This is a genomic window from Klebsiella sp. JN_Kp121 (genome assembly GCF_040062145.1).
Classification (GTDB): Bacteria; Pseudomonadota; Gammaproteobacteria; order Enterobacterales; family Enterobacteriaceae; genus Klebsiella; species Klebsiella aerogenes.
Genome location: NZ_JBEAHX010000001.1, coordinates 321,976 through 333,970 on the forward strand (window position 1 = coordinate 321,976; position 11,995 = coordinate 333,970).

Annotated in this window: 15 protein-coding genes; 11 read left to right on the forward strand and 4 right to left on the reverse strand. The window is 54.4% G+C overall.

Translation table 11 applies throughout. From position 1 onward, the window contains the following. Positions 1 to 36: 36 nt before the first annotated feature. Positions 37 to 642, reverse strand: a complete 606-nt coding sequence (locus tag ABLU86_RS01535; protein ID WP_020079417.1) for an ankyrin repeat domain-containing protein — start codon at positions 640 to 642, stop codon at positions 37 to 39. Between the two features lie 259 nt (positions 643 to 901). Between ABLU86_RS01535 and ABLU86_RS01540 the strand changes: the two genes are divergently transcribed. The 7 genes from ABLU86_RS01540 to ABLU86_RS01570 all read left to right on the forward strand — a co-directional run bounded on the left by ABLU86_RS01540 (position 902) and on the right by ABLU86_RS01570 (position 5,948). After that, a complete protein-coding gene (locus tag ABLU86_RS01540) occupies positions 902 to 1,396 on the forward strand; it encodes a DUF1097 domain-containing protein (RefSeq protein WP_015367847.1) in 495 nt (164 codons plus the stop codon). Positions 1,397 to 1,497: 101 nt separating this feature from the next. After that, the gene (locus tag ABLU86_RS01545) at positions 1,498 to 2,436 is read left to right on the forward strand and encodes a LysR substrate-binding domain-containing protein (protein WP_020079416.1); all 939 of its coding nucleotides are present in this window, start codon (positions 1,498 to 1,500) and stop codon (positions 2,434 to 2,436) included. 103 nt (positions 2,437 to 2,539) lie between these two features. Further along, the gene (locus ABLU86_RS01550; RefSeq protein ID WP_020079415.1) at positions 2,540 to 3,196 is read left to right on the forward strand and encodes a helix-turn-helix domain-containing protein; all 657 of its coding nucleotides are present in this window, start codon (positions 2,540 to 2,542) and stop codon (positions 3,194 to 3,196) included. A 93-nt stretch (positions 3,197 to 3,289) separates the two neighbouring features. Continuing rightward, positions 3,290 to 3,625, forward strand: a complete 336-nt coding sequence (locus ABLU86_RS01555; RefSeq protein ID WP_020079414.1) for a DUF3302 domain-containing protein — start codon at positions 3,290 to 3,292, stop codon at positions 3,623 to 3,625. Beyond that, positions 3,625 to 4,767, forward strand: coding sequence for an HlyD family secretion protein (locus ABLU86_RS01560; protein WP_047076214.1), 1,143 nt, complete (start codon positions 3,625 to 3,627; stop codon positions 4,765 to 4,767). The genes ABLU86_RS01555 and ABLU86_RS01560 overlap by 1 nt, the downstream gene beginning before the upstream one ends. Positions 4,768 to 4,882: 115 nt before the next feature. Further along, positions 4,883 to 5,308 (forward strand): hypothetical protein, encoded by a 426-nt coding sequence (locus ABLU86_RS01565; RefSeq protein ID WP_015367842.1) that lies wholly within the window; start codon positions 4,883 to 4,885, stop codon positions 5,306 to 5,308. A gap of 175 nt (positions 5,309 to 5,483) precedes the next feature. Next, complete coding sequence (locus ABLU86_RS01570; protein WP_015367841.1) at positions 5,484 to 5,948, forward strand: RcnB family protein; 465 nt, start codon at positions 5,484 to 5,486, stop codon at positions 5,946 to 5,948. A gap of 89 nt (positions 5,949 to 6,037) precedes the next feature. On the opposite strand, the gene ABLU86_RS01575 is transcribed toward ABLU86_RS01570, so the two are convergent. Then, positions 6,038 to 6,628, reverse strand: a complete 591-nt coding sequence (locus ABLU86_RS01575) for a YSC84-related protein (RefSeq protein ID WP_015704661.1) — start codon at positions 6,626 to 6,628, stop codon at positions 6,038 to 6,040. A 236-nt stretch (positions 6,629 to 6,864) separates the two neighbouring features. Here ABLU86_RS01575 and ABLU86_RS01580 point away from each other — a divergent pair, with 236 nt between their 5' ends. From ABLU86_RS01580 to ABLU86_RS01595, 4 genes are all read left to right on the forward strand, one after another. Further along, the gene (locus tag ABLU86_RS01580; RefSeq protein ID WP_108684432.1) at positions 6,865 to 8,043 is read left to right on the forward strand and encodes a M20 aminoacylase family protein; all 1,179 of its coding nucleotides are present in this window, start codon (positions 6,865 to 6,867) and stop codon (positions 8,041 to 8,043) included. A 19-nt stretch (positions 8,044 to 8,062) separates the two neighbouring features. Beyond that, positions 8,063 to 8,839, forward strand: a complete 777-nt coding sequence (locus ABLU86_RS01585; RefSeq protein WP_108684431.1) for an ABC transporter substrate-binding protein — start codon at positions 8,063 to 8,065, stop codon at positions 8,837 to 8,839. 130 nt (positions 8,840 to 8,969) lie between these two features. Next, complete coding sequence (locus ABLU86_RS01590; RefSeq protein ID WP_048230683.1) at positions 8,970 to 9,923, forward strand: aldo/keto reductase; 954 nt, start codon at positions 8,970 to 8,972, stop codon at positions 9,921 to 9,923. Positions 9,924 to 10,166: 243 nt separating this feature from the next. Then, a complete protein-coding gene (locus ABLU86_RS01595; RefSeq protein WP_348796364.1) occupies positions 10,167 to 10,340 on the forward strand; it encodes a hypothetical protein in 174 nt (57 codons plus the stop codon). Here the strand turns inward: ABLU86_RS01595 and ABLU86_RS01600 are convergent. Both ABLU86_RS01600 and ABLU86_RS01605 read right to left on the reverse strand, forming a co-directional pair. Beyond that, positions 10,321 to 11,112, reverse strand: coding sequence for a MoaF C-terminal domain-containing protein (locus ABLU86_RS01600; RefSeq protein WP_058674292.1), 792 nt, complete (start codon positions 11,110 to 11,112; stop codon positions 10,321 to 10,323). The genes ABLU86_RS01595 and ABLU86_RS01600 overlap by 20 nt on opposite strands. A gap of 25 nt (positions 11,113 to 11,137) precedes the next feature. Continuing rightward, positions 11,138 to 11,914, reverse strand: coding sequence for an SDR family oxidoreductase (locus tag ABLU86_RS01605; RefSeq protein ID WP_032714024.1), 777 nt, complete (start codon positions 11,912 to 11,914; stop codon positions 11,138 to 11,140). Positions 11,915 to 11,995 lie beyond the last annotated feature (81 nt).

The window sequence follows — 11,995 nt, forward strand, 5'->3', positions numbered from 1 at the left end:
CCGCCATGAGGAGGTGTCGATGGCGATTCTCCTTCCTCAGGCTCCGGCGGCGACCAGCAGGTGGGCGATTTCACTGAATCCCTTATCCCATGCCAGCTCCAGCGGCGATTTACCGTACTTATCGGTCATATGAGGGTTGGCGCCGTGGTCCAGCAGCAGTTTGACGATCTCCTGCTGCGTCGCACCGCCGTCGTTTAAGACAATCGCTTCCAGTAGCGGTGTCCAGCCAACGAAATTGGTGTGGTTAACGTTAATATTGGTTTCCGTCAGCAATATTTTGACGATCTCAAGATGGCCTTTTTCACAGGCCGGGGTCAGGCCTACGCCACCAAAACGCGTTAATCGTTCGAGGTCGGGATTTGCCGGCAAAATTAAGCGCAGTAGTTCGACGTCGTTATTCAGGCAGCTAATTAAAAACGGGTTAAAACAGGTTTGATCCTGCTTATTAATATCCGCGCCAGCGGCAATAAGAACCGAGACACAAGCATAATGTTTATTCAGGCTGGCGAGGGTAATGGCGGTTCGCCCCTGACGATTACTGGCATTAATATCGACGCCACTTGCCAGGCAGGCTGTTAATTTCGCAATATTTCCCTGCTCTGCAGCCAAAAGATAGTCAGCAATAATATTTTCCGTGGCCATCATCTTGCTCCTGTTGTTGCGGCTGAGACTTTCTCGATGGCTTGAGCATAGCAACCAGAAATAGATAAAAGAACCCGCTTAAATTTTATTCGCCATAATCCGGTAGATTATTGAATAACTTTCAATAATCGATGCAGACTGTGCGGCAGAGCAATGTTTACTTCTTTACGCTTATATCCCTTAACGCAATCGGGTTTTCTTTCGATATAGTTGCCGTCAGAAAGCAACGTCATCAATCTATTTTTCAGAGGGGAAAGAGATGAACGGACTCACCGCTACGGGGATCACCGTCGGTATTTGCGCAGGCGTTTGGCAGCTCATTTCCTCGCACGTCGGGCTGCAGCACGGTTGGGAATTATTGGGAACCATCGGCTTCGTCGCGTTCTGTAGTTTCTATGCGGCAGGGGGTGGCCAATCCGGCTTTGTCAAAAGCCTGTGCGTTAACTATTCCGGGGCAGTGTGGGCGTGGCTGGCGGCGCTGGCCGCCGGCGCTCTCGCCTCAGCCAGCGGTATGTCGGGGTTCTGGGCAAGCGTTATTACCACGGTGCCGTTTTCGGCAGTCATCGTCTGGCAGGGGCGCTTTACGCTAACCTCATTTATTCCCGGCGGCTTCCTCGGCATGACGCTCTTTTTCGCCACCGGTTTGAACTGGACGGTGACATTGCTGGGATTTCTGGCGGGCAACTGCGTTGGCTTTATTTCAGAATATAGCGGGCGCAAACTCAGCGAGGCGACCAGTAAAGAGCGAGCCTGAAGCCGCGACGGGTATTAAGCATTGTTCAAAAATGATTGCCCCTCGCCACAGTAACCAATACATTCAGCTCATGTATGGTTTAGCGAAGGCGGGAAGGGCGCATGAACTCGATTTTTACTGAAGAAAATCTGCTGGCATTCACCACCGCGGCGCGTTTTGGCAGCTTCAGCAAGGCGGCCGATGAGCTGGGGTTAACCACCTCAGCCATCAGCTATACCATCAAACGGATGGAAGCCGGGCTGGACGTGGTGCTGTTTACCCGCAACACCCGCAGCATTGAACTGACGGAATCTGGTTACTATCTGTTTCGCAAGGCCACCGATCTGCTTAATGATTTCCATGCGATAAAGCGCAGCATTGATACTATCTCGCAGGGCATTGAAGCGAGGGTGCGCATCTGCATCAATCAACTGCTATATACGCCGCGCCATACCGCCCGCCTGCTGCAGGTGTTGAAAAAACAGTTTCCCACCTGCCAGATAACCGTTACCACCGAGGTATACAACGGCGTCTGGGATTCGATCATCAATAACCAGGCGAATATTGCTATCGGCGCGCCGGATACGCTACTTGACGGCGGCGGAATCGATTATACCGAGATCGGCGCGATCCGCTGGGTGTTTGCTATTGCCCCGGATCATCCGCTGGCGTTTATGCCCGAACCTATTTCAGAAAGCCAGTTACGCCTCTATCCCAATATCATGGTTGAGGACACCGCCAGTACGATCAACAAAAAGGTCGGTTGGCTGCTGCATGGCCAGGAGGCGATCCTGGTTCCTGACTTCAATACCAAATGTCAGTGTCAGATCCTTGGCGAAGGGATCGGCTTCTTACCCGACTATATGGCTCATGAAGCCATTGCGGAGAATCTGTTGGTGATCCGCCAGATCCACAACCCGCGCCAGGATTCCGGCATGTTGCTGGCCACTCAGCACGCGGCTACCGGCCAGGTGACGCAGTGGATTAAGAAGCAATTCCGCCCCGGCGGGATTTTAACGGCGATATATGCTGATTTATTGCATCGTGGAGAAGCGAAATAGTCTTGCCACACATATCTTTACGCCAAAACTCCAGCTGTGGACTTTTCCCCTCGCTTTGCCTTATATATATTTGATGACGTCGGTGATACGGGAAAGTACGGCAATGGATACGGGGAAGTTGAATAGCAGTTTTGGTCGTATTCATGCGTGCTACCAGAAGCTGCAGTTGAATGCGCATCTCCCACACGTCATCGCCTGTAGCGAAAACGTCGAGTGCGCCGCCGGCGAGCGTTTTCATCCGCAGGATGGGTTCATTTACTTTCTGCTGTCCGGGCAAATCACCCTCGCAGTCAACGACCCTGATAACCTGTTGGGGATTGTGATCGAGCATATGCCGCTGGGCCTGCTTGAGCACTACTGTCCGGCGGTAGAGCTACTATATCAATGTCTCGATCGCTGCCGTTTTGCCAGAATCAGCATTGAGGATTTCGAGCGTATCTTCTTTTACTCTTCGCCGGAGTATATGAAAGAGCTGACGACTATTCTGGCCTACATGGGCATTTTTGCTCTTGATGCGCACAACGAGCGCGGCAACCTGTCCGGTTTTCAGACCATAAAATCGATGCTATCGCGTTATCTGTACCGTAACGAGATCGATTGTGGAAAACGTGAAAGCCTGTCCGCTTTTATTATTAAACGGACCAATCTTTCGCGCAGCTATGTTTATCAGGTTTTAGCGGCGTTAAAAGAAGGCGGTTATATCACGGTGAAAAAAGGTCAACTCATTTCTATCGACCGAAAAATACCGGATAAATTCTGATTAATATGGTCAGTTGTCAGGGCGATTATGCCCGGCTTGCTGACGCCTGTATAAAGTGAATGTGAAATACGTCACACATTCTGGAGTTATTTTATGACCCTGGATTATATTGCTTTAGCCATCCTGATTGCGGTGGTGCTGATTTTATTTTATGGAATTATCGTGATCCACGATATTCCTTATGAAATAGCCAAAAAAAGAAATCATCCGCACCAGGATGCGATTCATTACGCTGGCTGGGTGAGCTTGTTCACCCTGCACGTGCTGTGGCCGCTGCTGTGGATCTGGGCCACGCTGTGGCGAGAAGACCGCGGCTGGGGAATGCAGCAGTTAAAGACCGACCAGCACGATTTACATCAGCGTCTGGATGCGATGCAGGCGGAATTAAACCGTCTGAAAAATAGCGCCGTCAATCAGGAGGGGAAATAATGGAAACGTTATTACTGCTGTGTTATGCCGCCTTGTGTATCGTGATATTTAAAGTATTCCGTATTCCATTAAATAAATGGACGGTTCCCACTGCGGTATTAGGTGGCGTGATACTGATTGGCATGTTAATCCTCGGTATGAATTATAACTTCCCCTATAGCGAAGTCGGGAAGCAGGTTTATCGCACGGTGCCCATTGTTTCGCAAACCCGCGGTCGAGTCACCAGCGTGCCGGTGAAACCAAATCAGATGCTGCATGAAGGCGACATCTTGTTCACCATCGACCCAACCCCGTTCCAGGCGAAGGTGGACGACCTGACCGCACAAGTGAAAGCGGCCAGCCAGGATGCGTTGTCGCTGGATGCGGGGTTAACCAGCGCGCAGGCTGATTTAAGCAAAGCGGTCGCCGAGCGCGACCGGGCCCAGCGTGAATACGCCCGCTTCCAGGCAGGTCATGATAAAGGGGCCTTTTCCGATCAGATGGTCGATACCCGTCGCCAGAACTGGAAAGCCTCGCAGGCGGCGGTTGACGCCGCCCGGGCAAAGGTCGCACAGGCGCGTAACGATCTCAATTCGGTGGTGCACGGCGAGAACACCAAAGTCGCTTCGCTGCTGGCGCAGCTGCGCGAGGCGCAATTTAAGCTCGATAACACGGTGGTACGCGCGCCGTCTGACGGCTATGTCAGTACCGTCGGCCTGCGTCCTGGGACCATGTCCACCGCGTTGGGGCTGAAGCCGGTAATGACGTTTGTGCCAACGGATAATGCGAATTCACGTGAATACGTCGCCGCATTCCGTCAGAACGCGCTGCAGCGTTTGCAAAAAGGTGAACAGGCTGAATTACTGTTCCCCTCTATTCCGGGAACCGTATTTAAAGCGCAGGTCGCGGAAGTGCTGCCGGCGATTGGCGAAAGCCAGTTTCAGGGTCAGGGGACGTTGCTGACGGCCACCGATCTGGCGGCGCGCGGCCGAGCGCTGGTGGTATTAAAAGTGACCGACGATCGTCTGGCAAATTATCAGCTGCCGCAGGGCGCGGATGTCGAAGCCGCCGTCTATTCGGAACATTTTGAGCACCTGTCGCTGATAAGAAAGATCCTCATCCGTATGAAAAGCTGGGAAAGCTATCTCTATCTCGATCACTAAAACGACGGAATAGCGGTCAGGCAGTTTTAAGAACTTTTCCTAATGCCAAGCGCAGAAGCTTATGCCATGCTGAATGTGACTCGTAACATAAAGCACGCGTTAAGAGAGGAAAAATATGAAAAAAGCAATGATTGCACTATCCGCTATTCTGGTCGCTTCTCCGGTATTCGCGGCAACCACTACACATGCAACCGATGATACCGTGGCCGCAGCCCACGAAAATGCCAACACGGCAAAAGAAAAACTGCATCAGGCGCAGAATCAGGGCGAAGAGATGAAGCTCAAGTCCAAACATGCTGCTGAAGGGAAAAGCGATAGCGTCGGCAGCCAGATAAGCGAAGGCACGCAGAAAACCTGGAATAAAACCAAAGAAGGCGCCGAGAAGGGCTGGGATAAGACCAAAGAAGGCACTGAGAAAGGCTGGAACGCCACTAAAGAAGGCGCCAGCAAAGGTTGGGATAAAACCAAAGAAGTCAGCGAGAAAGGCTGGGATAAAACCAAGCAAGGCGCTGAAGAGTTAAAGAATAAAGTCTCTGAGTAATACTGACTCGCTGAGAACAAAAAAGGTCGCGTTAGCGGCCTTTTTTACGTCTGGCGCTCGCTGAAATTATTGTTTGCTGTCCTCCTGAATTAGCCAGGAATAGTCCTGGATAGGTTGCTAATCACTATTTCTCCACATTTGCAGGGTAAAAAAGAGATATATCAGGAGGTGTACTATGAAAAAGATTATTTCTCTGGCGGTTATTTTATCTTGCGTGCTGAGCGCTCAGGCTTTTGCCGATGGCCCAAATGACGGTCATCGTCCGGGGCAACAGCAGGTATGGCAGAATGGCCCGAAGCAGGGTGACCAGAATGGACACCACCAGTCGGGCGGTCCTGGAGATAACCATCAGGGCAACAATGATAGCCGCGGCCCGGACCGAAGAGGTCATGACGATCGTCGCCAGGAACGCCATGAACAGGACCATTTCGCCTGGAGGGGTAACGATTTCCGTAAAGGCCATCCGGCGCCGGAGCATTATCGCGGTGATGAATATCGCGTCAGTAACTGGAACGAGCGTGGCCTGCCGCGCCCGCCGGAGGGTCATCACTGGTCTTATATCGATGGCAATTACGTGCTGATCGCCGCAGCGACCGGAATTATTACTTCAATTCTGGTAAGCGGCGCCCTCGGTCATTAAATAATGATACTTGCGGCATGGCATTCGCGCCGGGTCAGGCTAACGTCTGACCCGGCTTATGGATGCTAACTTGTACGGACCGCAGTGGATCACCTTTTATTCAGCTCGTCATCCGGCCAGTATTTATAACCGTTGACCATTGCCTGAGCCGCCAAACCTTTCTCGGTGATTTCATAAACGTTGACTTTTGACGGCAGCGAAGAGGTATCTTTCGCCACGCCGTTGGCTGACGCGCCTATCGGGGCGATGCCGTTGTCGTCATATTTCGCTGCCGCGTTGGCATCCGCGCCGACCATATAGCCTTTAGTAATGAAAGTATTCAATGCGTCTTTATCGTGGAATACCAGTACGGTACGCAACTGTTTCACGCCCATACCCACACCGGCGCCGCCCTGGGCCATTTTCATATAGGTATCTTTGCCGGTGGCGCTATTTTTCACCACGCCGTAACCGCTACCGAATCCAAAGACTAATATCTTGCTGCTGTTACTGGCGAAGACCGCGTAGCCCTTTGAATGCTGGATATCGCTACGCGCTTCCGGGTACAGGCTATAGAGTTTACTGAGCGTGTTGGTACGCATCTTTTGGATGCTGGCGCGTTGCTGGCTGGCGGTGTCGCCCTCAGCGCTGCAGCCAGTTAGCGTCAGCGCGCAGGCAAGTAAAAGTAAATGATATTTCATGGCTGTTTATTTTTATTTAAAACTGAATTAAAGCGGGGATAGTAGAGTAAGTGTTGGTGTGTAACCCATAAAATAAACGTTTATATTTAAATTTTGCCAGTTTTAATGGCTATTGTTCTGCTATTTGTCTGTATTAAAAATATGATGGATGGCGTTCCAGCAATTAGAAATGCTACTTGCATAAACTTTGCGCCAGGATAACTTGTTAAGTTCTTAATCTATTCCCGGAGAACGGCATGTCTGATTGTGTAATTCCAGAAATTAAAGCCACGGAAGATGAAATGATTTCTATCCGTCATTATTTACATGCCAATCCGGAATTAAGTCTGGAAGAGTTTAATACCAGCGAGCTGGTTGCCGGTAAGCTGACAGAATGGGGCTATCAGGTGACCCGCGGCCTCGGTAAAACCGGCGTCGTCGGCAGCCTGAGCAAAGGCGACTCGCCGCGCACTATTGGCCTGCGCGCCGATATGGACGCATTACCGATTTATGAAACCACCGATTTACCCTGGGCCAGTACCGTACCCGGAAAAATGCACGCCTGCGGCCATGATGGCCACACCACGATTTTGCTCGCGGCGGCGAAATATATCGCCTCGCCGGTCTGCCAGTTCAACGGCACGGTGCATCTGATTTTCCAGCCCGCGGAAGAAGCCATCGGCGGCGCGGATCTGATGATTAAAGATGGCCTGTTTGAGCAGTTCCCCTGCGAACGCATCTTCGGCCTGCACAATATGCCGGGGCTACCGGTTGGCAAGCTGGGCTTCTATGCCGGCAACTTTATGGCCTCGGCGGACACGGTCAAAATCACGATTACCGGCTACGGCGGCCACGGCGCGCATCCGGAACGCACCGTCGACCCTATCGTGGCCGGCGCGGCGCTGGTGATGGCATTGCAGAGCATCGTCGCGCGCAACGTGCCGCCGGGTGAAACGGCGGTCGTCAGCGTGGGGACTTTCCAGGCCGGCATCGCCTCGAACGTGATTCCTGAGAGCGTGGTGATGGAGCTCAGCGTGCGGGCGATGAAACCGGAAATTCGCGATCTGCTGATTAAGCGTATTCAAGAGCTGACCGAGTTTACTGCCAAAAGCTATGGCGCCAGCAGCGAAGTCGAGATTTACGACTCTTACCCGGTATTAACCAACAGTAGTGAAGAGACCGATTTCGCCCAGGCGCTGGCACTGGAAGTCTTTGGCCGCGAAGGGGTGCTGGAGTCGGTATCGCCAATGAACGCCAGCGAAGATTTCGCTTTTATGCTGCGCGAGCGTCCGGGCTGTTACTTCCTGCTCGGCAACGGTGAAAAAGGTGAGAAGGGTGGCTGCATGGTGCATAACCCCGGTTATGACTTTAACGATGACATTATCAGCACCGGCGCGACGCTGTTCGCGCGTTTAGTGCAAGCGCACTGCCGTTAATCCCTGGAGAAGACTTCGAATGAAAAAATCACTGTTGTTGTGTTTGGCATTAATGGCGTCGACGTCGGCGCTGGCCGCCGGGGCGAAAGAGATCCGTTTTGGCGTTGACCCGACCTTCGCGCCGTTTGAATGGAAAGATCCGCAGGGCAAGCTGGCGGGATTTGATATCGATTTGGGCAACGCGATATGTCAGCAACTGCAGGCGAAGTGCGTGTGGGTGGAAAGCAACTTCGACGGCATCATTCCGGCGCTGAAGGCACGTAAATTCGACGCGATCCTCTCAGGGATGTATATGACCGAGAAGCGTAAAGAGCAGATTGCTTTTAGCGATAAGCTGTACAACGGGCCGGTGTTTCTGGTGGCGCGCAAAAATTCCCTCAAAGGCAATACGCCAGAGCAGTTGAAGGGGAAAACTATCGGCGTCGAGCAGGGGTCGGCACAGGAAACTTATGTGAACCAGTACTGGCGGCCGCAGGGTATTAACATTGTCGCCTATCAGGGCGCCGATAGCGTCGTTCGCGACCTTGAATCAGGTCGTCTCGATGGCGCGGTACTCTCCGGCATGATGGCCGATTACAGCTTCCTGCAGCAGCCGCAGGGCAAGGATTTCGCCTTTGTTGGCGGACAACTGCAGGATAATAAACTGTTCGGCGCCGGGGCGGCGATTGGCCTGCGTCAAGGCGACGATGCGCTGCGCGAAGAGATAAATGGCGCGATTGCGAAAATGCTTGCCGACGGCACCTACAAAAAACTGGCCGGGAAATATTTTAGCTTTGACGTTTATTCCGGGACATAATGTCAGAGTGTACCCTGCGGGCATGGACTGCCCGCCGCAAGATTCCTTTTCTGATTATCCACTCGACATCCTCTTCAGACCCCCTGCGGTTATCTGAGGGAAACAGAATATAAGCTAAGGAGTAATCGGCATGATGACACGTCCATTGGGCAAAAGCGGATTTTCCATCGCCCCATTAGTATTTGGCGGCAACGTCTTTGGCTGGACCATCGATGAGAAAACCAGTTTTGCCATTCTTGATGCTTTTGTTGACCACGGTTTTGATGCTATCGATACGGCGGATGTTTATTCCCGCTGGGCGGAGGGCAATCAGGGCGGCGAATCCGAAACCATTATTGGCCGCTGGCTACAGGCGCGCCCTGGCATACGCGATAAAGTCAAAATCTTCACTAAAGTTGGCTCTGATATGGGGCTACCCGGCCATAAAGGATTGAAAAAAGCCTGGATCCAGCAGGCGATTGACGACTCGTTGCGCCGCCTGAATACGGATTACGTCGACCTCTATTTCGCCCACTGGCCGGATCCTGAAACGCCAATCGATGAAACGTTAGAAGCATTCCAGGCGCTGCAGCAGGCCGGCAAGGTGCGGGCGATTGGCGCTTCAAATCTTGATGCCGGACAGCTGTCATCGGCGCTGGAAGTGGCGCGTAAAGGCGGCCTTCCTGCCTGGCAGGTGCTGCAGCCGGAATACAACCTCTATCACCGCACCGCCTTTGAAGGGGCGCTACGCGATCTCTGCGTCAGCCGCGATATAGGCGTAGTGACCTACTACAGTCTGGCTTCCGGCTTCCTGAGCGGCAAGTATCGCCAGCCGTCCGATTTAGCGCAAAGCCAGCGCGGTAGCGGCATCGCTAAATATCTCAATCCACGCGGAATGCGGATTATTGACACGCTGGTCGCGGTGGCGGAAGAACAGCAGGCGAAGCCCGCAGAAGTGGCGTTAGCGTGGTTGATGAGCCGGGAAGGCGTTACCGCGCCGATTGCCAGCGCCACCAGCCTGGCGCAGGTGGAAAGCTTCGCCCGCGCGGCGGCGCTGAGCCTTAGCAGCGAGCAGTTGGCGCGGCTCGACAGCGCCAGCGCCTGAATCAGTCGCTCATCCCCGGAGGCGGCGCGTTGCGCCTTGTCCGGGCTACCAAATCGCACAGTGCCGTAGCCCCGGTAAGCGGTAGCGCCACCGGGGATTTTGCGGCCCCCAACCTCGGCAGTTTCAGCCACCATGGTGAATAAATTAACGGCGGGCCCCACGAACGGTAGGCCGGATAAGGCGCAGCCGCCATCCGGCGCAAAGCTGCTCCTTATCCGCGGATGTTGCCCGGCGTAGCGACACATGACCCCCTTTACTCATCAGGCTCACCCGCCGTTTCTGCTCCTGAACATGCATTTCCGTCAGTGCCTGATGCCGAAGCACCCGCGCCCGCAGCGCCCGTTCAACCGGATGGGGCGCTTCCGGTTGAACGGGCGCGTCTCCCGGCCACGCAATATTATTCCTGATGGCGGGTGACGTTGAGGATCTTCGCGCTCGCGCCGACCGGGAAATTACTCAAGGCGCCAAAATCACTGCCCTGATAACCCATGATCTTACCATCGGTACGCATCTGCTGAAGATCGATCAAGATAGCCCCCAACGTGGGAATGATTTTCTCCCGCCAGACGAACAAATAGAGATCCTCAGCCACCTGCACGTAATGGCAGCGATCGACATCCGCCAGCCCCTTTTCCACGCCATCCAGACACTGCCAGGCGTAAAAATTATCGTTGAGATAGATGTGTTCATAACGCTCGGTCGGGCTATAGGTGTACTGATTGCGCATGCCGACCAGCGCGGTGGTAAAATCCGGCAGCGGTCCCGGCTGGGTATCCAGGCGGGCGAAGACAAATCGCGCCTCGACGGCGGTCAGCGGCAACCCTTGCTCTACCCGGCTGAAGGCGTCCAGCCGCGCGGCGGCTTCGTCCGGTAGCTGGCCGTATACCAGCGTGGCGTTGCGCTGCGTCAGGTTGCATACCGCGCTGATACTGGCGTTATCGCGCTCCGGGTCAAGAAAATCGATAAACAGAATATCGGGGCGCAGGGCGGTTGCCCGCCAGGGCGCGCGGTTGCCGTTCCAAAGCAGTGTCTGGTCATTTTCGATAACCAACTGCTGCGGCTCGCTCCCGTCGGCATAAAAGGTAAAGCGTTCGCCTGCGGGCAGACTGGCGGCGGCCAGCAGGTTGCCGTGCGGGGCGAAACCATCGGCCAGCGCGCCGACCTGGATAAATACGGCTTCTGAAGTCATGTGAGCTCCTGAGTAGAGTAGGGCGTTAAGTAAACGCCAGCGTTGGAACATCGACGATGCTGGAACCGCCATCGGCGACCAGCGTCGCGCCGCTGATGATGGCGGCCTGCGGAGAGCAGAGAAACTGACAGGCCTGGGCTATCTCCTCGGGGCTGGCGGGGCGGCGTAGCGGAACGTCGCGGCACACCCGTTGATAGGCCTCGGCAAGCGACAGCCCGTGTTCCTGCATCAGTGGGATCATCTCTTCATCCGCCATCGGGGTGGTGACCCAGCCGGGACAAATCGCATTGGCGCGGACGCCTTGTGGGCCGTAATCACGGGCGATGGAGCGCATCAGGCCAATTAACGCGTGTTTGGCGGTGACATAGCCACAGGCCTGCGGCCCGGCAGCGAGCGAGGCGATGGAAGCGACAAACAGCACATTGCCGCGGCAGGCAATCAGTGAAGGCAGGCAGGCACGCACGCTGACGAAAGCGCTGTTCAGGTTCGCGTCCAGCGCCTCGCGCCATTGGCGATCGCTGGTATCGGTGGCGGCGCTATTGCCCATGCCGCCGGCGCTGCAGATGAGTACATCAATACCGTGAGTCTGGTCGAGAATCGGCGGTAGCAGCCGTTCCCGCCAGACGTCGCCGTCGGCGGCATCGCCCACCAGCGCCGTCGCACCGGTTTCAACGGCGATCTTGTGTAGCGGCGCTTCACGTCTGCCGGTAATAAACACCCGATCTCCCGCCGCGCTCATCAACCGAGCGCAGGCGGCGCCGATCCCGCTTCCGCCGCCGGTAATCACCACGACTCTCGCCATCCGCTCTCTCCTGTAATGGGGTTCAGGATTACCTTAGAAAGCGAGTCTACTTCCGGCTATCGCCCGGAAGAACGATAACCG

Coding starts and splice junctions, on each gene's coding strand:
- ABLU86_RS01535 (WP_020079417.1), bottom strand. CDS start 642: ATGGCCACGGAAAATATTATTGCTGACTATCTTTTGGCTGCAGAGCAG.
- ABLU86_RS01540 (WP_015367847.1), top strand. CDS start 902: ATGAACGGACTCACCGCTACGGGGATCACCGTCGGTATTTGCGCAGGC.
- ABLU86_RS01545 (WP_020079416.1), top strand. CDS start 1,498: ATGAACTCGATTTTTACTGAAGAAAATCTGCTGGCATTCACCACCGCG.
- ABLU86_RS01550 (WP_020079415.1), top strand. CDS start 2,540: ATGGATACGGGGAAGTTGAATAGCAGTTTTGGTCGTATTCATGCGTGC.
- ABLU86_RS01555 (WP_020079414.1), top strand. CDS start 3,290: ATGACCCTGGATTATATTGCTTTAGCCATCCTGATTGCGGTGGTGCTG.
- ABLU86_RS01560 (WP_047076214.1), top strand. CDS start 3,625: ATGGAAACGTTATTACTGCTGTGTTATGCCGCCTTGTGTATCGTGATA.
- ABLU86_RS01565 (WP_015367842.1), top strand. CDS start 4,883: ATGAAAAAAGCAATGATTGCACTATCCGCTATTCTGGTCGCTTCTCCG.
- ABLU86_RS01570 (WP_015367841.1), top strand. CDS start 5,484: ATGAAAAAGATTATTTCTCTGGCGGTTATTTTATCTTGCGTGCTGAGC.
- ABLU86_RS01575 (WP_015704661.1), bottom strand. CDS start 6,628: ATGAAATATCATTTACTTTTACTTGCCTGCGCGCTGACGCTAACTGGC.
- ABLU86_RS01580 (WP_108684432.1), top strand. CDS start 6,865: ATGTCTGATTGTGTAATTCCAGAAATTAAAGCCACGGAAGATGAAATG.
- ABLU86_RS01585 (WP_108684431.1), top strand. CDS start 8,063: ATGAAAAAATCACTGTTGTTGTGTTTGGCATTAATGGCGTCGACGTCG.
- ABLU86_RS01590 (WP_048230683.1), top strand. CDS start 8,970: ATGATGACACGTCCATTGGGCAAAAGCGGATTTTCCATCGCCCCATTA.
- ABLU86_RS01595 (WP_348796364.1), top strand. CDS start 10,167: ATGACCCCCTTTACTCATCAGGCTCACCCGCCGTTTCTGCTCCTGAAC.
- ABLU86_RS01600 (WP_058674292.1), bottom strand. CDS start 11,112: ATGACTTCAGAAGCCGTATTTATCCAGGTCGGCGCGCTGGCCGATGGT.
- ABLU86_RS01605 (WP_032714024.1), bottom strand. CDS start 11,914: ATGGCGAGAGTCGTGGTGATTACCGGCGGCGGAAGCGGGATCGGCGCC.